Origin of the sequence: Streptomyces sp. NBC_00829 (assembly GCF_045161795.1) — a bacterium.
In the GTDB taxonomy this organism is placed as follows: domain Bacteria; phylum Actinomycetota; class Actinomycetes; order Streptomycetales; family Streptomycetaceae; genus Streptomyces.
In genome coordinates this window covers 4,384,938-4,401,788 of record NZ_CP108867.1, presented here as the reverse complement: position 1 = coordinate 4,401,788, position 16,851 = coordinate 4,384,938, and the positions used below count along the sequence as shown (strand labels likewise).

The window sequence follows — 16,851 nt, the reverse complement described above, 5'->3', positions numbered from 1 at the left end:
CGGTACACAGGGTCAACAATTACTCCACTCTGTGACTCAAGTCACATTGAGTGCTGAGAGGTTGTGCCCGGAGGACCCTACCGGCCCACTGCTTTCTGGTCGCAAATTCGGCTTCGGACGCGGCTCCGAGACGAGTCCGGGACCGGGCCGGGGGCGGGCCGGGAGCGGGCCGGGAGCGGGCCGGGGCGGGGCGGGGCCGGGGCCGGGCCAGGGCCGCCTGCGGGTACTAGGACCTTTCCGTGACCTGGCCTGGTCCCCTGGCCCGATGCGGGCGAGGGACGGCCGACACTAGCGTTCCTCGTGTGTTGCCGACGACCCCTTCACCCGCCGTTGTTGCCATCCCCCATGCTGAGGGGGTGAGCAACGAGGAGTTCCGCGCCGCCATGTCCCGGCTGGCGGCGGGTGTGGTGCTGGTCACCGCGCACGACGCCGACGACGGCCCGCGCGGTGAGGACGTCGGCATGACCGCGACCGCATTCATGTCGGTGTCGCTGGACCCTGCGCTGGTGCTGGTCAGCCTGCGCAACGGCTCACGTATGGACGACCTGCTCGCCGAACAGCCGCTGTGGGGCGTCTCGGTGCTCGCGGAGAGCCAGCGGCACATCGCCGGGCGCTTCGCGATGAAGGGCCGGGTCAGCGACCGGCTCCTCTTCGAGGACATCCCGTACACGAGGGGCGAGGTGAGCGGGGCGCTGCTGGTCCGGGGCGCGCTCGCGACGCTGGAGTGCAGCACCGAGCAACGGCACGAGGCGGGCGACCACACGCTGGTGATCGGCCGGGTGCTGGGGGTCGGCCTCGGGAGCGGGGACGGCGATCCGCTGACGTACTTCCGGGGCCGCTACCGCCAGTTGGGCTGACCCGGGGGCGAGGGCGGGCCCACGGATCAGACCCGGGGGCGAGGGCGGGCCCACGGATCAGACCCGGGGACCGGAACGTCCGGGCGACTACCAGTCGTGGCCGCTGCGACCGCGCTTCGTCTGGGCCCGCTGCTTCTTCTCCCGCAGGCGTCGTTCGTTGATCCCGCGCGGAATCTTCGTCGCCCGCCGCGGCCGAGGCGGCGGCGCCGTCGCCTCGGCGAGCAGCGCGGCCAGCCGCACGGCGGCCGTCTCACGGTTGCGCCACTGCGAGCGGTGCTCCGACGCCCGTACGGAGATGACACCGCCGACCGTCCGGCTCGCCAGCCGCTGCAGCGCACGGTCCTTCCAGACCTGCGGGAGCGCCTCGGTCTTGGCGAGGTCGAAGCGGAGCTCCACCTGCGAGTCGCTGGTGTTGACGTGCTGGCCACCCGGACCCGACGACCGCGAGAAACGCCACATGAGCTCGGCCTCCGGCAGGGAGACCGAACCGCGGATGATGTAGGGCCCGGACATGGGTCCATGGTCGCGTGCCCGTGCGGTCCGCGTCACCCGTTTTTCGGGGGGCGTACCGTCCGCGCAAAGAAACCGGACACGGGTGGAACCTCGCAGTCCCCTGCCTGCGTTATGACGGTTGACGGTAGCTTCGGGAGGGTTCGAAGCCCGCACAGTCGATCACGAAGGGGACATCCCAATGGCAGTAAGCCTGTCCAAGGGCGGCAACGTCTCGCTCACCAAGGAGGCACCGGGCCTGACCGCCGTCACGGTCGGCCTCGGCTGGGACGTCCGTACCACCACCGGCACCGACTTCGACCTCGACGCCTCCGCCATCGGCGTGAACCCCGGCGGCAAGGTCGCTTCCGACGCCCACTTCGTCTTCTTCAACAACAAGGCGACGCCGGACCAGACCATCGTCCACACCGGTGACAACCGCACCGGCGAGGGCGGCGGCGACGACGAGCAGATCAACGTCAACCTGGCGGGTCTGCCGGCCGACGTCGACAAGATCGTCTTCCCGGTCTCCATCTACGACGCCGTGAACCGCAGCCAGAACTTCGGTCAGGTGCGCAACGCCTACATCCGCATCGTCAACCAGGCCGGCGGCACCGAGCTCGCGCGCTACGACCTGAGCGAGGACGCCGCCACCGAGACCGCCATGGTCTTCGGCGAGCTGTACCGCAACGGCGCGGAGTGGAAGTTCCGCGCCGTGGGCCAGGGGTACGCCTCGGGTCTTGAGGGCATCGCCCGCGACTTCGGCGTCAGCATCTGACGTCCGCAGGGCAGCAGGAGCAAGCCCCTGGCCACGTGAACTCACGTGGCCGGGGGCTTTCCGCCGCGTCCCGTCACGGCCGGGCGGGCTTCTCCGTGCCGTACAGCCAGGTGTTCCACACCTCGCTGAGATCCTGGCCGGACTCCTCCTCCACGTACTCCGTGAAGTCGGCGGTCGAGGCATTGCCGTAGGGGTGCGTCGCAGGCCAGCCCGTGAGGATCTCCTGGAACGTTTCCTTGCCGACCTTCTGCCGGATCTTGTACAGCACCATCGCGCCGCGCCCGTACACCGGCGGATCGGAGACCTCCGCCCCCGACGGCGGATCGGCGGGCGGGAAGGCCCAGTTCTCCTCGGTGTCGAAGGCTTCCTGGAAGCTCTCCTGGAGGGGGGTGTCCTCGAAGTCCTCCAGCCAGATCCACTCCGCGTACTGGGCGAAGCTCTCGTTGAGCCACATGTCCTTCCAGGTCGCGGGCGACACGGAGTTGCCGTACCACTGGTGGGCGACTTCATGGACGAGCGTCTCGACATCGAACTGCTCGATCGGGAAGACGGGACGGTTCTGGGTCTCCAGGGCGTACCCGATCTGGTATTGCGGGACGACGGTCGCGCCGATGGACGTGAAGGGGTACGGGCCGAAGTTGTCCTTCGCCCACTCCATGACCTCGGGGACACGGGCCAGAACCTCGGCGCTCTCCCCGGCCACGGCCCGGTCCACGGCCGTGATGATCTGCGGGCCGGTCCTGCCCGCCGTGCCGCGGCGCAGGTCGTACCGGCCGATGGCGAGCGTGGCGAGATAACTGGCCATCGGCCTGTCCGACTTCCAGGCGAAGGTGGTGCGGCTGCCCGTACTGCGTTCGCTCCGGAGCTCCCCGTTCGAGATCGCCGTCAGCCCCTTGGGAACGGTGACGGTGATGTCGTACACGGCTTTGTCGCTCGGGTGGTTGTTGCCGGGGAACCATGTCATCGATCCGGCCGGTTCGCCGACCGCCAGCGCGCCGTTCGGGGTCTTCAGCCAGCCCTCCTTGGAGCGATCCCGGGGGTCCTCGGCGTCGTCGTCGACGATCTCCTCCGGTTCGCCGGAGTAGCGGACGACCGTGCGGAAGGTCGCCCCCTTGTCGATGTCGCGGTGCGGGCGCAGCGTCAGCTCGTCGCCGGCCCTGTTCACGGCGGCCTTCTCGCCGTCGACGGTGACGCCGTCCACCGTCAACCCGCGGAAGTCGAGGTTGAAGGCGCTCAGAGCCTGCGTGGCGCGGGCGGTGATCTCCGCGGTGCCCTGGAGGCGGCGCGTCGCAGGGTCGTAGTCGAGGGTCAGGGCGTAGTGCCCGACGTCGTAACCGCCGTTGCCGAGCCCGCGGAACAGCGGGTCGCGCACCCCCGACGCACCCGGCTTTCCGTGGACTCCCGCGCCGCCGCCGGTGCTGCCCGCAAGGAGCAGCAGGGCGGCGGCGGGCGTCAGGGCACGTAGGAGGCGTCGCAGATCCACGCACTTGATCCTATGGGGGGCCTGTGCGCGCAATGGTGCGCTTATCGGCCAAGTGCGGCCACGCCTGCCTGGGCGAACCGCTCGTCCAGGTCACCGCTGGGCGCTCCGGCCACGCCGATGCCCGCGATCGGGGCGCCCTTGGACCGCACCGGGGCGCCGCCCGTGAGGAAGAACGTGCCGGGTACGGGACGACCCGCACCGTCCGCGGTCCTCAAGCGGCTCGGCCCGCCCGGCGCCCCTCCGGCCCCGGCATGTACGTCAGCACTTCCCGCCCCCGCGCCCCCGCCGCCCCTTCGGCCCCGGCATGTACGTCAGCACTTCCCGCCCCCGCGCCCCCGCCGCCCCTCCGGCCCCGGCATGTACGTCAGCACTTCCCGCCCCCGCCGCCCCCGCCGCCCCTCCCCGCCCGGCTTCCCCTCCCCCGTGACACCATCAGCCCGTGCTCGACATCGGCTACTCCCTCTCCCGCCGCTTCCCCGACCCCCCGCAGACCGACTACCGCCGCGCGGACGTGCAGGCCCTGCGGCACGACCTCTTCTGCGGGGACGTCTACCTCGCCGACACCAAGGAGGACCGCGAGGTCTCCACAGCCTGGGGATGGGTTCCGGTCCTCGACTTCGCCTGGGCCCTGTGCGACATCGTCGAGCGCCTCGACCGCGACCCCCTCGGCAGCCGCGCCTCCAAGCCGCAGTACGCAGAGCTGGACTTCACCGAGTCCGCCGACCGGATGCTCTTCGAGCGGCGCTTCGGCTGGGTCGACGTGGAGGCCGACTGGATGCCCGGCGACGAGCCGCCGCTCACCTTCAACCACGCCGAGCTCCGCCGCGAGACACGCGACTTCCTGCACGACCTGATCGCGGACCTCTCCGATCTGCACGAGGGGCTCGCCGACAATCCCGTCGTCTGGGATCTGCAGGCCCGTTTCCCCCGCGTGTAGCGGGCTCACCTGGAAACGCGTACCGCCGACCGGCGCACCGACGCATTCGGCACACCGGCGACCCGGCGACCCGATGTCACAGATCGGGGCCCGCGTTCCGTCCCTTCCTCGAGAGCGACCCACGGGGACCCAAGGGAGAGACAGCCATGCACCAGATCACCGTCATCGGCGGCGGGTTCGCCGGCCTCACCGCGGCCATCACCGCCGCCGAGTCGGGTGCCAAGGTCCGCCTGTACGAGGCCCACCACACGCCGGGCGGCCGGGCCCGCACGAGCGAGGGGCCTTACAGGACCAACGAGGGCCCGCACGCCCTCTACCTCCGCGGGCCCCACTGGACCTGGCTCAAGCAGCGGGGCCTGCTCGGCGCGATGGCGTCGCTGCCGCCGCGAGAAGGCGCACGCTTCCGCTTCCGCCGCGGAGGCGCCCTCCGCCGGACCCCACCGCTCGCGATGCTCAGGCTCGCCCGCCGCCGCCCCGAACAGGCCCCGGTGGACGCTGACTTCACCACCTGGGCGACCGCCGAGGTCGGCGCGGAGGGCGCCCGCGCCGCCGCCCACTTCATGGGTGTCGCCCTCTTCCACCACGACCCGGGTTCGCTCTCCGCCGCGTTCGTGCAGGAGCGGCTGCGGCGCGCCACCGCGCTGCCTCCCGAGGCCCACTACCCGCGAGGCGGCTGGGGGCAGCTCAGCGACCGGATGGTCGCCCGCGCCTGGGACCTCGGCGTACGGATCGAGACCACCTCACGCGTCGACGCGCTGCCCGAGCGGGACGGGCCGGTGATCGTCGCGACATCGCTCGACGCGGCCCGCCGTCTGCTCGGCGACGACTCGCTGCGCTGGGAGAGCGGCCGTACGACGCTGATCGACCTGGCGCTGCGGACGCGCAGGGGCGATCCGTTCGTCGTCAGCGACCTCGACGCACCGGGCTGGCTGGAGCGGTTCACCGCCCAGCACCCCTCGCTCGCACCCGCCCGGCAGCAACTCGTCCAGGGCCAGCTGCCCGTCGCCCCCGGCCGGTCCAAGGCGGACGGCGTCGCGCATGCCGAAGCCCTGCTGGACCTCGGCTTTCCCGGCTGGCGCGAACGGACCCTCTGGCGGCGCGAGGCCCTCGCGCAGGGCCGGACCGGCGCGGTCGACCTGCCGGGCACCACCTGGCGGGACCGGCCCGCCATCGACCGCGGTCACGGGATCTATCTCGCGGGCGACCAGGTCGCGGCTCCCGGCCTGCTCTCAGAGGTCTCCTTCAACAGCGGCCTCGAAGCCGCCTCCCTCGCCCTGCTCGCGGCCGGGCGCACCACGGAGCCGCTTGACCTCAAGCGGACCTGAGGTTGAAGGGTGGATCCCCGAAGCGGTGGGTCCCCGAAGCCCACGACCACACCGGAGCCCGCCGTGCACGCCATCCTCCTCCCATGGCCGTGACCATGGCCGTGACCATCAAGACGGCTGTCCATCAGCGATCTGAACCTGGCTCGGCAGTACCGCCCGAGGTCGTTTCGGCTTTCGTGTAGAGGACGTCGCGGGCCTGCTCCGCGGCGCGGGTGATGCTCTCGGAGACGAAGTCGAGGAAGCGGGCGATGTTCTCGAGGCGGGCGGCGGCCGGGGTGCCGGGGCCGAGGACGCCGACGCCCTGCCGTGCGGTTTCGACGAGTTGGGTGGTGGACCGGGCGCTGGCCATCATCGACTGGTACCAGACGTCGTCGTCGACGACGTAGCGCTCGCGGCGGCGTTCGTCGCGTTCCCGGCGGACGAGGTCCTGGCCCTCGAGGAACGCGATCGCTTTGGAGATGGACGCCGGGCTGACCTGGAGGTGCTGGACGAGTTCGGACGCGGTGAGGCTGCCCGCGTCGGTGGTGTAGAGGCAGACCAGCACCCGGGACATCATCTTGGGCAGGCCCGACTGCATGAGGACGGTGGTGAACATCTCCTCGTACTCGCGCACCGCCTCGGCGTCGCGTCCGTGGGCCTGCGGGGGCGTCTTCGGGCCCCGGGGCGCGGCCTGCCTGCGGCGGTGTGCGCGGTGTTCGGTGGCGCGGTGGGCGAGGTCGGCGCGGTAGGCGGTGGGGCCGCCGTTGCGCATCACCTCGCGCGTGATCGTCGAGGTCGGACGGTCGAGGCGTCTGGCGATCTCCGCGTAGGCGAGGCCGTCGGCCAGTCCCAGCGCGATCTGCTGGCGTTCCTGCTGGGTGAGTCTGCCTCCCGGCATCGCGGTCTCCTTCGTGGTCCTCGGTGTCTCCACTATAGCGTTCACCCTCAATCCATTGCAACGAACAGGGTGGGGGTTGTTGCATTAGACTCAAAACCATTGCAACGAAATCTCAGCTTCTACCTGCATCTATGGCAATTCTGCGCAACGACTCTGTTGGCAGATCTATGAATGCAACGTAGCGTTTCCATCATCAGAAACAGAGGTGAAGGAGAGCACAATGCAGAAGTTCGACACCCCCGCCCCCGTCTCGGCCGTCCTCGACATCCCCGCGGGACGCATCCGGTTCATCGCCGCCGACCGGGCCGACACCGCAGTCGAGGTCCTGCCCGCGGACGCCTCGAAGGCCCGCGACGTGAGGGCGGCGGAGCAGACCGAGGTCGCATACGGCGACGGTGTCCTGCGGATCGAGGCCTCACCGGCGAAGAACCGGATCCTCGGCCCTTCCGGATCCATCGAGGTGACGGTCCAACTGCCCGCCGGCTCCCGCATCGAGGCGAAGGCGGCCAGCGCCGAGTTCCGGGGCGTCGGACGGCTCGGCGATGTCGCCTTCGAGGGCGCGCAGGGCTCGGTCAAGCTCGACGAGGCCGCGAGCGCCCGCCTCACCCTCCTCGCCGGTGACGTCTCGGTCGGCCGCCTGGGCGGCCCCGCGGAGATCAGCACCCAAAAGGGCGACATCCACATCACCGAAGCCGTGCGCGGCACGGTCACACTGCGCACCGAGCACGGCGAGATCTCGGCCGGCGCCGCCCACGGAGTCTCCGCCTCCCTGGACGCCGGCACCAGCTACGGCCGGATCCACAACGCGCTCAAGAACACCGACGGCGGCGCCGCCGGCCTGAACATCCACGCGACGACCGCCTACGGCGACATCACCGCCCGCAGCCTGTAAGCAGGAGGACCCCTCATGAGCAACCTGGCCATCGCGGCGAACGGGCTGCGCAAGTCCTACGGCGACAAGACCGTCCTCGACGGCGTCGACCTGGCCGTCCCGGAAGGAACGGTCTTCTCCCTGCTCGGCCCGAACGGCGCCGGCAAGACCACCGCCGTCAAGATCCTGTCCACCCTCATCTCCCCCGACCCCGCCAGTGGCCGGATCGACGTCGGCGGCCACGACCTCGCCACCGACCCGCACGCCGTGCGCGCCGCGATCGGCGTCACCGGACAGTTCTCCGCCGTCGACGGCCTGATCACCGGCGAGGAGAACATGCTCCTCATGGCGGACCTGCACCACCTCTCCAAGCGCGAGGGACGGCAGGTCACCGCCGAGCTGCTGGAGCGCTTCGACCTCACCGAGGCCGCGAAGAAGCCCGCCTCCACCTACTCCGGCGGCATGAAGCGCCGCCTCGACATCGCCATGACCCTGGTCGGCAATCCGCGGATCATCTTCCTCGACGAGCCGACCACCGGCCTCGACCCGCGCTCCCGGCACAACATGTGGCAGATCATCCGCGAACTCGTCTCCGACGGCGTCACCGTCTTCCTCACCACCCAGTACCTGGAGGAGGCCGACGAACTCGCCGACCGCATCGCCGTGCTCCACGACGGCATGATCGCCGCCCAGGGCACCGCCGAGGAGCTGAAGCGACTCATCCCCGGCGGACACGTCCGGCTCCGCTTCACCGACCCGTCCACGTACCAGCGCGCCGCCATCGAGCTGCGCGAGGCCTCCCGGGACGACGAATCCCTCGCCCTGCAGCTGCCCAGCGACGGCAGCCAGCGCGAACTGCGCTCCATCCTCGACTGGCTGGACTCGGCCGGCGTCGAGGCCGACGAGTTGACCGTGCACACCCCCGACCTCGACGACGTCTTCTTCGCCCTGACCGGCGGCGCCGGCGTCCCCAACCAGCCCAAGGAGGCTGTCCGATGAGCTCTCCCCTGGCTCCCGCCCGCCCGACCCGGCTCTCCCTCGCCGTACGCGACTCCTCCACGATGCTGCGCCGCAACCTCCTGCACGCCCGGCGCTACCCGTCCCTCACCCTGAACCTGCTGCTCACCCCGATCATGCTGCTGCTGCTCTTCGTCTACGTCTTCGGCGACACCATGAGCGCGGGCATCAGCGGCGGCGATCCGGACCGCTCCGACTACATCGCCTATATCGTCCCGGGCCTCCTGCTGATGACCATCGGCAGCACCGTGGTCGGCACCGCGGTCTCCGTCTCCAACGACATGACCGAGGGCATCATCGCCCGCTTCCGCACGATGGCGATCCACCGCGGCTCCGTGATCATCGGACACGTCATCGGCAGCGTGCTGCAGTCGGTCATCAGCGTGGTCCTCGTCGGCGCCGTCGCCGTGGCCATCGGCTTCCGCTCCACCGATGCCACCGTCCTGGAGTGGCTCGCGGCGTTCGGACTGCTCGTGCTCTTCGCCATGGCGCTCACCTGGATCGCGGTCGGCATGGGCCTGATCAGCCCGAACGCCGAGGCCGCCAGCAACAACGCCATGCCCCTGATCCTGCTGCCGCTCCTGTCCAGCGCCTTCGTCCCCATCGACGCGATGCCGGGCTGGTTCCAGCCGGTCGCCGAGTACCAGCCGTTCACGCCCGCCATCGAGACCCTGCGCGGCCTGCTGCTCGGCACCGAGATCGGCAACAACGGATGGCTCGCCGTCGGCTGGTGCCTGGGCCTCACGGTGCTCGGCTACCTCTGGTCGACCTCGAAATTCAACGACGACCCGAAATAACCGCCATGACAACGCGGGCCCACCTCCCGCAGACTCGTCCCGCCCGAGGGCGGCGTACACCGACACCCCGTCGGCGTACGCCGCGGGCGCCGGGCACGGCGAAGGGCTCACTCCGCCCCCGCCAGCTTGCGGAGCGCGTCGCCCGTCAGCCGGTTCACGGTCCACTCGTCCATGGGCACCGCTCCTACCGATCGGTAGAAGTCGATGGCAGACACATTCCAGTCGAGGACGGACCACTCCAGGCGCTCGTAGCCGCGCTCTCCACAGATCCTCGCCAGCTCGGTCAGCAGCGCCTTGCCGTGCCCGCCGCCGCGCAGCCGCGGACGTACGTACAGATCCTCCAGAAAGATGCCGTGCACCCCACGCCAGGTGGAGAAGTTCAGGAACCACAGCGCGAAGCCCGCCACCTCCCCGCCGTCCGTCTCCGCGATGTGCGCGAAGGCGGCGGGCCGCTCACCGAACAGGGCTTCCCGCAGCTGCTCCTCGCTGGCGTTCGCCTCGTGCAGGGCCTTCTCGTACGCGGCGAGCTCACGGACCATGGCGTGGATGACCGGGACATCTGCGGGTGTGGCGGTGCGAATCATGGGGGCAGGGTAGGCAGCCGGGTCACATCCGCGCCTCCCTGTTCCGTCCCCTGGCCATGAATCGATGGTCCTCGGCTACGGGTACGGCGACCACGGCGAGCGCCCCCTCACCAAGGACGCCCCGTTCGGCCCGTCAGCGCCTGAGCCATGGCCACCTGCTCCGCCTGGAGAGCCGGCTCTCCGTCCTCGACGTCCCACAGGCCGTTCTGCAGGACCCGCCCGAGCGTCCAGGCCCGTGCCCGCTCGCGGTCGAGGCCCAGCACCTCCGTCATCAGGTCGAAGCGCCACACCAACTCCGCCGGGTCGAAGCGGTTGCCGAGCGCCGGCATCAGGTCGAAGCCCGGGTCACCGGCGAGCGGCTTGGGGTCGATGGCCAGCCACGGCTCACGCGGCGAGGCGGGGTGCGCGGCCAGGACGTTGTCGTAGTGCAGGTCCCAGTGCAGCAGCCGGTCGCTTGAGCGCGGCGGGCGTGCCGTCCGCGCGCTCCACCGGAAGGACGAGCGCGCACCAGCCGTGCATCGGGCTGCCGGTCTGCCGCAGCTGCCAGCGCCCCACGAAGTCCGCGGCCAGCTCCGGCAGGGCCGCGACGAACGCACGGCCCGCCTCGCCGTTGCATGTGACCTGGGTCGCGACCAGCTCGTCCGGGATGTGGATCACGCTTCGGATCCTGGGGGCGCGGCTCGGCCGCTCACCCCGATTGTGCCTACAGTGCGAGTACCCTCCCGGCACACACAAGGACGCAGGCCGACGGCCGGATCGAGCAGCAGGGGCATCATGAGCACGAGCGGCACGAGCACCGTCAACGGCGGCATATCGTTCTGGTACGCCGAGGAAGGCACCCCCGTACCCCGGGAGCCGCTCCCCGCTGACACCACGGCGGACGTGTGCATCGTCGGCGGCGGATACACCGGCCTGTGGACGGCGTACTACCTGAAGAAGGCCGTCCCCTTCCTGAACATCACGCTCCTCGAAGGCAGGTTCTGCGGCTACGGCGCCTCCGGCCGCAACGGCGGCTGGCTCTACAACGGCATCGCCGGCCGCGACCGCTACGCCAAGCTCCACGGCCACGACGCCGCCGTCCGCCTCCAGCAGGCGATGAACGACACCGTCGAGGAGGTCGTACGCGTCGCCGACGAGGAAGACATCGACGCCGACATCCACAAGGGCGGTGTCCTCGAAGTCGCCCACACCCCCGCCCAGCTGACCCGGCTCAAGGCCTTCCACGCCGTGGAGATCGCCTTCGGCGAGAAGGACCGCGTCCTGCTCGGCGCGCGGGAGACCGCCGAACGGATCCGCGTCAGCGGCGCGGTCGCCTCCACCTGGACCCCGCACGGCGCGCGTCTGCACCCGGTCAAGCTCGTGAAGGGGCTCGCGGCGGCCGTCGAGGCGCTCGGCGTGACCATCCACGAATCCACGCCGGTCACCGAGATCAGGCCCAAGCACGCGGTGACCCCGTACGGCACCGTCCGCGCGCCGTACATCCTGCGCTGCACCGAGGGCTTCACGGCGAACCTCAAGGGCCACCGGCGCTCCTGGCTCCCCATGAACTCCTCCATGATCGCGACGGAGCCGCTTCCCCAGTCGGTATGGGACACGATCGGCTGGGACGGCCGCGAGACGCTGGGCGACATGGCCCACGCGTACATGTACGCGCAGCGCACCGCCGACGGCCGGATCGCACTCGGCGGCCGGGGCGTCCCCTACCGCTACGGCTCCCGCACCGACAACGACGGCCGCACCCAGCCCGCCACGATCGAGGCACTCCGCGAGATCCTGGTCCGCTTCTTCCCCACCACGGCGGGCGTCCGTATCGACCACGCCTGGTCGGGCGTCCTGGGCGTCCCCCGCGACTGGTGCGCCACGGTCACCCTCGACCGCTCCACCGGCCTCGGCTGGGCGGGCGGCTACGTCGGCTCGGGCGTGGCGACCACCAACCTGGCGGCCCGCACCCTGCGCGACCTGATCCAGCAGGACTCCGGCCAGGCGGGCGGCACGGACCTGACGGCGCTCCCCTGGGTGAACCACAAGGTGCGCAAGTGGGAGCCCGAGCCACTGCGGTGGCTGGGCGTCCAGGGCATGTACGCGGCCTACCGCGCGGCGGACCGCCGTGAGGCATCGGCGACCTCGGCGGAGACGGACCGCATCGCGCGGGTGGCGGACCGGATCTCGGGGCGGCACTAGGGTCTTTCGTTCGGATCAGGCCGGGCTCGCATGGGGCCGCGGCCGGTCGGCCGACCCGATGCCGTACTCCCGCACGAGAGCCTCCTCCGGACGCGGGGCCCCCACGACCCACACCTGACTCCCGCGGATCACCAGTGAACCCTCACACCGCCTTCATCGGATGCCGGAGGCGGCCGGTCCCGCTCCGCCGCGGACGGTGACCCCGAACCGGGTCCGCATCCGCCGCAGCTCCCACAGCGAGACGGCGGTCACCGACAGCGGCCCGCCCAGCAGGGAGCAGAACTGGAAGACCGGCGGGCCCTCCGGCATGCCGCTGTCGATCAGGTTGAAGACCACGAGCACCCACACCAGCACTCCGGTGAGCACGGGCGGCAGCATCGGGTGGACGTGGGCGGTGTTGAAGGCACTGCGGGCGGAGTACAGCGACGCCAGGAGTAAGAAGGGAAAACCCCACACCATCACGGCCAGCGACAAGAGGAGCATCACATAGACCAACCAGTCCTTACGATCCCCGACGACGACCTGGGCCGTCGTGTACAGGACACCGGCGATGACGAGCACCGTCAGCAGGTACCAGCCGACCGCCTTGAGCGGTGCACGGAGCCGGGTGCGCAGATGCGGGCGCAGGTGTGAGGGTGCGTAGAGGATGAAGCCGAGGATGACCAGCGGGCCGGTGCAGAGCAGCAGAACCGGGGTGATGATCATGTTGGCGACGCCTTCGGTCGCCGTGTTCTTCCAGCGGTCGGCATCCACGCCGTAGACCAGGATCAGCGCGAGGGCGGCGACGACGCCGAGCACCGAACGGGCCACCTGGACGCGGTCCACGGTGCGGTCCTCGATCCGGCCGTCGCCCTCCTGTACGAAGAGGCGGGTAGCGACGCGGTGCGCCGAGCGGAGGACGAGGCCGATGAGGAACGGGACGGAGAGGTACCACAGGCGGCTGCGGCGTCGCTGCGGGCGAGCGGGCGCCGGGGCCGACTGGCCGTAGGGGTACGGGTTCTGAGGTGGATACGGGTGCGGCGCGGGCGGACCGTAGGGACCGCCGGCAGGCGTTGGCCCGTAGGGGTTGTTGGCCGGCGGCCCGGGAGGACCCCAGCCCTGGCCGCCCGGTCCGTTGTCGCCGGGTTGTCCCGATCTTGGGCCCGGCCCCCATCCTCCGCTTGCCATGTCTCTTCCCCCCGTTCGTCTTCGGCCAACTGCCGTGTCGCACGGCGACATCGCGGCAGCTTAGTGGCTCATGAGTCGCCTTCCCCACGGTCGTTGGGTGAACCCTGTCAGTCTTCCGGGGAGACTCCGGGCCCTGACCCGGTGATCGTTCCCGCCAGGACGGGCAGTTGAAGTCCTGCCCTCACCACCCTCAACCCAGCTCCCCTCCCGTCTGCCCTCGACCCACACCATGGACCGGGCGTGGTTCCTGGCGTCCAGGTCGTTCGTACAGTGGCGCACGCCACTACTCGGCCGGCCTCACGAACGGCGCCCCGGCGGCACCACGGCACGGCTGTGCGACCCTGCTGACCGCCGCTGGCTTCGCGCCCCGTGTGGTCATGGAGATCCTCGGGCACAGTCAGATCAGTCGCACGATGGACGTCTGCACGCACGTGGTGAAGGACACACAGCGCGAGGCCATCAGTCACATGGACCGGCTGCTCAAGCGCCGCCCGCGTCGTGAGTGATCAGAGCCGTTGATGTCGTCCGTGGATGTCGAAGACCCCCGGCCATGATCGGCCGGGGGTCTTCTCCCTGGAGCCTCCTGTCGGGTTCGAACCGACGACCCCCGCTTTACAAGAGCGGTGCTCTGGCCAGCTGAGCTAAGGAGGCAGCCGTAGCAGTGTAACCAACCCCCGCCCCGCCTCGGTCGAATATTTCATCCCCTTCCGGCTACTGACAGATCGGATATCGCCAGGTAGCGTCACGGCAGGTCCGCGTCGTGTGGACCAGACCACTCCCTTACTCGGATCGTCCGGCACGTTCCTGCCGGTGAAGGAGAAGCACACCCATGGCCACTGTCACGTTCGACAAGGCGACCCGGATCTACCCGGGCTCCGAGAAGCCCGCCGTCGACCAGCTCGAGATCGAGACCGAAGACGGCGAGTTCCTCGTCCTCGTCGGCCCCTCCGGCTGCGGCAAGTCGACCTCCCTGCGCATGCTCGCCGGTCTTGAGGACGTCAACGCCGGATCCATCCGTATCGGCGACCGCGACGTCACCCACCTGCCGCCCAAGGACCGGGACATCGCCATGGTGTTCCAGAACTACGCGCTCTACCCGCACATGTCCGTCGCCGACAACATGGGCTTCGCCCTGAAGATCGCCGGCATCAACAAGAGCGAGATCCGCAAGAAGGTCGAAGAGGCCGCGAAGATCCTCGACCTCAGCGAGTACCTGGACCGCAAGCCCAAGGCGCTCTCCGGCGGTCAGCGCCAGCGTGTCGCCATGGGCCGTGCCATCGTGCGTGAGCCGCAGGTCTTCCTCATGGACGAGCCGCTGTCGAACCTCGACGCCAAGCTCCGTGTCTCGACCCGTACGCAGATCGCGAGCCTCCAGCGCCGGCTCGGCATCACGACGGTGTACGTCACCCACGACCAGGTCGAGGCCATGACCATGGGCGACCGCGTGGCCGTCCTCAAGGACGGTCTGCTCCAGCAGGTCGACTCGCCGCGCAACATGTACGACCGCCCGGCGAACCTCTTCGTCGCGGGCTTCATCGGCTCCCCGGCCATGAACCTCGTCGAGGTCCCGATCACCGACGGCGGCGTGAAGTTCGGCAACAGCGTCGTGCCGGTCTCCCGCGATGCCCTGTCCGCCGCCGCCGACAGGGGCGACAACACCGTTACCGTCGGTGTCCGCCCCGAGCACTTCGACGTGGTCGAGCACAACGGCGCCGCGGCCAAGGCCCTCACGAAGGACTCCGAGGACGCCCCGGCCGGCCTCGCCGTCTCGGTGAACGTCGTCGAGGAGCTCGGCGCCGACGGCTACGTCTACGGCTCCGCCCAGGTCGGCGGCGAGCACAAGGACCTGGTCGTCCGCGTCGGCGGCCGGTCCGTCCCGGACAAGGGTGCCGAGCTGCACGTCGTGCCGCGTCCGGGTGAGATCCACGTGTTCTCGACCTCCACGGGCGAGCGCCTCAGCGACTGACCGGGCCCCGAAGCCCCAATTCGCCGGAACGGCCCCGCATTTCGATGTGGGGCCGTTTTTCGTATGTCGACAAATACCCCGGCACATCGGTCATTTCAGGCGCATTTCGAGTCCGTACGTCAACACCCGATTCGAAAAGCCCGATCGAACCATCCCCCGCCCGAGTGACGAAATGTCGCCAAATCATCACTGACCGCTACGCTCGCTCGCGTGACCCACACAGCCCGCCGAATCGGCCGCTCTCTCGCCCTCGTTCTGCCCGTCGTCCTGGTGCTCTCCGGAACCCTCGCGGTCACCAGCGTCCCGTGGGCAGGGCACTCCTCCGAGACGCAGATGCTCACCGCCTCCTCGCAGAACGTCTCCGTACGCGCGAAGCCCCGCGCCCCGCAGGACATTCTGCGCGACCGGCTTCTGACCGAGCTCCAGGAGAAGGACCCGGGCACCGCCCTCACCCACCTCCAGCGCTCGGTCGAGGAACGCCCGTCGCTCGCCAGGCACTGCATGTCGATCGCCCGCGCCCTCGGCCGCGCCGCCGTCGACCGGTACGGGCCCACGCGCGCCCAGACCTTCTCCCGCCCTGTCTGCGACACCTCCTTCGCCGGCGGTGTGGCCGCGCAGACCCAGGGGAGCTGACGGCGGGCGCCGTGCCCGCACCGCTTATCGTTCACGGCATGCATACGCCTACGTATCCGACGCAGGCCGTGGTCCTGGCGGGCGGCCAGGGCTCGCGGCTGCGCCCGTACACCGACGACCGCCCCAAGCCGATGGTCGAGATCCCGGGGACCGGGACCCCGATCATCGGCCATCAGCTTGCCTGGCTGGCCGCCGAGGGCGTGACCGACGCCGTGGTCTCCTGCGGCCATCTCGCCGAGGTCCTCCAGCAGTGGCTGGAGAGCGCCGATCTGCCGCTGCGGGTCACCACCGTCGTCGAGACGGAGCCCCTGGGCCGCGGCGGCGGCCTCAAGTACGCCGCCGCGCACCTCCCTCACCCGGACCAGCCCTGGTACGCCACCAACGGCGACATCTGGACCCGCTTCTCGCTGCGCGAGATGGCCGCCTTCCACGGCGAGCGGGACGCCATCGCCACCCTCGCCCTCGCCCGCCCCCGGATCCCCTGGGGAGCCGTCGAGACGGACGCCTTCGGCCACATCACGGACTTCATCGAGTCCCCGCCGTCGCCGTATCTCATCAACGCGGGTGTGTACGTCTTCTCCTCCGCCTTCACGGAGCTGCTGCCGGACGTGGGCGACCATGAGCGCACCACCTTCCCCGGTCTGGCACGTGAGCGCCGTCTGGCGGGCTTCCCGCTGCCCCAGGGCGCGTACTGGCGGGCCATCGACACCGCCAAGGACCTCACCGAGGCCGCGAAGGAGCTTGCCTCTCAGGTGCGTTGAAGGCGCTGAAGCAGTGAACACCGAGCTGAAGCACTGAGCTGAAGCACTGAAGGCATCGAAGGCGTCGAAGGCTCAGCACCCGCCCGCACACCCGGTCTCGCACGCTGCCCGCGGCACGCCGCCACTCG

Annotated in this window: 17 protein-coding genes, 1 tRNA gene and 3 pseudogenes; 12 read left to right on the top strand and 9 right to left on the bottom strand. The window is 70.3% G+C overall.

Features of this window, described 5'->3' with window-relative positions:
• Positions 1–302: 302 nt before the first annotated feature.
• Positions 303–857, top strand: a complete 555-nt coding sequence (locus OG293_RS19380; protein ID WP_406000031.1) for a flavin reductase family protein — start codon at positions 303–305, stop codon at positions 855–857.
• A gap of 87 nt (positions 858–944) precedes the next feature.
• Here OG293_RS19380 and arfB read toward each other — a convergent pair whose 3' ends face one another.
• Positions 945–1,370, bottom strand: a complete 426-nt coding sequence (arfB, locus tag OG293_RS19375) for an alternative ribosome rescue aminoacyl-tRNA hydrolase ArfB (RefSeq protein WP_406000030.1) — start codon at positions 1,368–1,370, stop codon at positions 945–947.
• 178 nt (positions 1,371–1,548) lie between these two features.
• Here arfB and OG293_RS19370 point away from each other — a divergent pair, with 178 nt between their 5' ends.
• Positions 1,549–2,124 carry a TerD family protein gene (locus OG293_RS19370; protein WP_406000029.1) on the top strand — a complete coding sequence of 192 codons (576 nt, stop codon included), beginning with the start codon at positions 1,549–1,551 and terminating at the stop codon, positions 2,122–2,124.
• A gap of 73 nt (positions 2,125–2,197) precedes the next feature.
• Here the strand turns inward: OG293_RS19370 and OG293_RS19365 are convergent, their stop codons facing one another.
• Together OG293_RS19365 and OG293_RS19360 are read right to left on the bottom strand one after the other, a co-directional pair.
• The gene (locus OG293_RS19365) at positions 2,198–3,607 is read right to left on the bottom strand and encodes a M1 family metallopeptidase (RefSeq protein WP_406000028.1); all 1,410 of its coding nucleotides are present in this window, start codon (positions 3,605–3,607) and stop codon (positions 2,198–2,200) included.
• Positions 3,608–3,648: 41 nt separating this feature from the next.
• Positions 3,649–3,798 (bottom strand): annotated as a pseudogene (locus OG293_RS19360) (heme-binding protein); the annotation flags it as partial.
• Positions 3,799–4,046: 248 nt separating this feature from the next.
• Between OG293_RS19360 and OG293_RS19355 the strand changes: the two are divergent.
• Both OG293_RS19355 and OG293_RS19350 read left to right on the top strand, forming a co-directional pair.
• A complete protein-coding gene (locus OG293_RS19355; RefSeq protein WP_406000027.1) occupies positions 4,047–4,544 on the top strand; it encodes a hypothetical protein in 498 nt (165 codons plus the stop codon).
• A 146-nt stretch (positions 4,545–4,690) separates the two neighbouring features.
• Positions 4,691–5,869, top strand: coding sequence for an FAD-dependent oxidoreductase (locus OG293_RS19350; protein WP_406000026.1), 1,179 nt, complete (start codon positions 4,691–4,693; stop codon positions 5,867–5,869).
• A 124-nt stretch (positions 5,870–5,993) separates the two neighbouring features.
• Here the strand turns inward: OG293_RS19350 and OG293_RS19345 are convergent, their stop codons facing one another.
• A complete protein-coding gene (locus OG293_RS19345; protein ID WP_406000025.1) occupies positions 5,994–6,746 on the bottom strand; it encodes a helix-turn-helix domain-containing protein in 753 nt (250 codons plus the stop codon).
• Positions 6,747–6,966: 220 nt separating this feature from the next.
• Between OG293_RS19345 and OG293_RS19340 the strand changes: the two genes are divergently transcribed.
• Genes OG293_RS19340 through OG293_RS19330 form a run of 3 tightly spaced genes read left to right on the top strand, consistent with a single transcriptional unit; the run spans position 6,967 to position 9,431 of the window.
• Complete coding sequence (locus OG293_RS19340) at positions 6,967–7,638, top strand: DUF4097 family beta strand repeat-containing protein (protein WP_406000024.1); 672 nt, start codon at positions 6,967–6,969, stop codon at positions 7,636–7,638.
• A 15-nt stretch (positions 7,639–7,653) separates the two neighbouring features.
• Positions 7,654–8,616 (top strand): ATP-binding cassette domain-containing protein, encoded by a 963-nt coding sequence (locus tag OG293_RS19335; protein ID WP_406000023.1) that lies wholly within the window; start codon positions 7,654–7,656, stop codon positions 8,614–8,616.
• Positions 8,613–9,431: an ABC transporter permease gene (locus OG293_RS19330; RefSeq protein ID WP_406000022.1), complete on the top strand. Its 819-nt coding sequence runs from the start codon at positions 8,613–8,615 to the stop codon at positions 9,429–9,431. The genes OG293_RS19335 and OG293_RS19330 overlap by 4 nt, the downstream gene beginning before the upstream one ends.
• Before the next feature lie 107 nt (positions 9,432–9,538).
• On the opposite strand, the gene OG293_RS19325 is transcribed toward OG293_RS19330, so the two are convergent.
• The 3 genes and pseudogenes from OG293_RS19325 to OG293_RS19315 all read right to left on the bottom strand — a co-directional run bounded on the left by OG293_RS19325 (position 9,539) and on the right by OG293_RS19315 (position 10,672).
• Positions 9,539–10,015 carry a GNAT family N-acetyltransferase gene (locus OG293_RS19325; protein WP_406000021.1) on the bottom strand — a complete coding sequence of 159 codons (477 nt, stop codon included), beginning with the start codon at positions 10,013–10,015 and terminating at the stop codon, positions 9,539–9,541.
• 107 nt (positions 10,016–10,122) lie between these two features.
• Positions 10,123–10,467 (bottom strand): annotated as a pseudogene (locus OG293_RS19320) (aminoglycoside phosphotransferase family protein); the annotation flags it as partial.
• Positions 10,400–10,672 carry a hypothetical protein gene (locus tag OG293_RS19315; RefSeq protein ID WP_406003859.1) on the bottom strand — a complete coding sequence of 91 codons (273 nt, stop codon included), beginning with the start codon at positions 10,670–10,672 and terminating at the stop codon, positions 10,400–10,402. The gene OG293_RS19315 and the pseudogene OG293_RS19320, both read right to left, overlap by 68 nt.
• A 117-nt stretch (positions 10,673–10,789) precedes the next feature.
• Here OG293_RS19315 and OG293_RS19310 point away from each other — a divergent pair, with 117 nt between their 5' ends.
• On the top strand, positions 10,790–12,196 hold the full coding sequence (locus OG293_RS19310; protein ID WP_406000020.1) for an NAD(P)/FAD-dependent oxidoreductase: 1,407 nt from the start codon (positions 10,790–10,792) through the stop codon (positions 12,194–12,196).
• A 153-nt stretch (positions 12,197–12,349) separates the two neighbouring features.
• Here OG293_RS19310 and OG293_RS19305 read toward each other — a convergent pair whose 3' ends face one another.
• Positions 12,350–13,363 carry a hypothetical protein gene (locus OG293_RS19305; protein WP_406000019.1) on the bottom strand — a complete coding sequence of 338 codons (1,014 nt, stop codon included), beginning with the start codon at positions 13,361–13,363 and terminating at the stop codon, positions 12,350–12,352.
• 320 nt (positions 13,364–13,683) lie between these two features.
• On the opposite strand from OG293_RS19305, the pseudogene OG293_RS19300 reads away from it, so the two are divergent.
• Positions 13,684–13,869 (top strand): annotated as a pseudogene (locus OG293_RS19300) (site-specific integrase); the annotation flags it as partial.
• Positions 13,870–13,937: 68 nt separating this feature from the next.
• Here OG293_RS19300 and OG293_RS19295 read toward each other — a convergent pair.
• Positions 13,938–14,014: transfer RNA gene (locus OG293_RS19295), tRNA-Thr, on the bottom strand.
• A gap of 178 nt (positions 14,015–14,192) precedes the next feature.
• Here OG293_RS19295 and OG293_RS19290 point away from each other — a divergent pair.
• The 3 genes from OG293_RS19290 to OG293_RS19280 all read left to right on the top strand — a co-directional run bounded on the left by OG293_RS19290 (position 14,193) and on the right by OG293_RS19280 (position 16,723).
• Positions 14,193–15,329 carry an ABC transporter ATP-binding protein gene (locus OG293_RS19290; protein WP_406000018.1) on the top strand — a complete coding sequence of 379 codons (1,137 nt, stop codon included), beginning with the start codon at positions 14,193–14,195 and terminating at the stop codon, positions 15,327–15,329.
• Positions 15,330–15,539: 210 nt separating this feature from the next.
• A complete protein-coding gene (locus tag OG293_RS19285) occupies positions 15,540–15,962 on the top strand; it encodes a hypothetical protein (RefSeq protein WP_406000017.1) in 423 nt (140 codons plus the stop codon).
• 38 nt (positions 15,963–16,000) lie between these two features.
• Positions 16,001–16,723 (top strand): NDP-sugar synthase, encoded by a 723-nt coding sequence (locus tag OG293_RS19280; protein ID WP_406000016.1) that lies wholly within the window; start codon positions 16,001–16,003, stop codon positions 16,721–16,723.
• Positions 16,724–16,851: the final 128 nt, after the last annotated feature.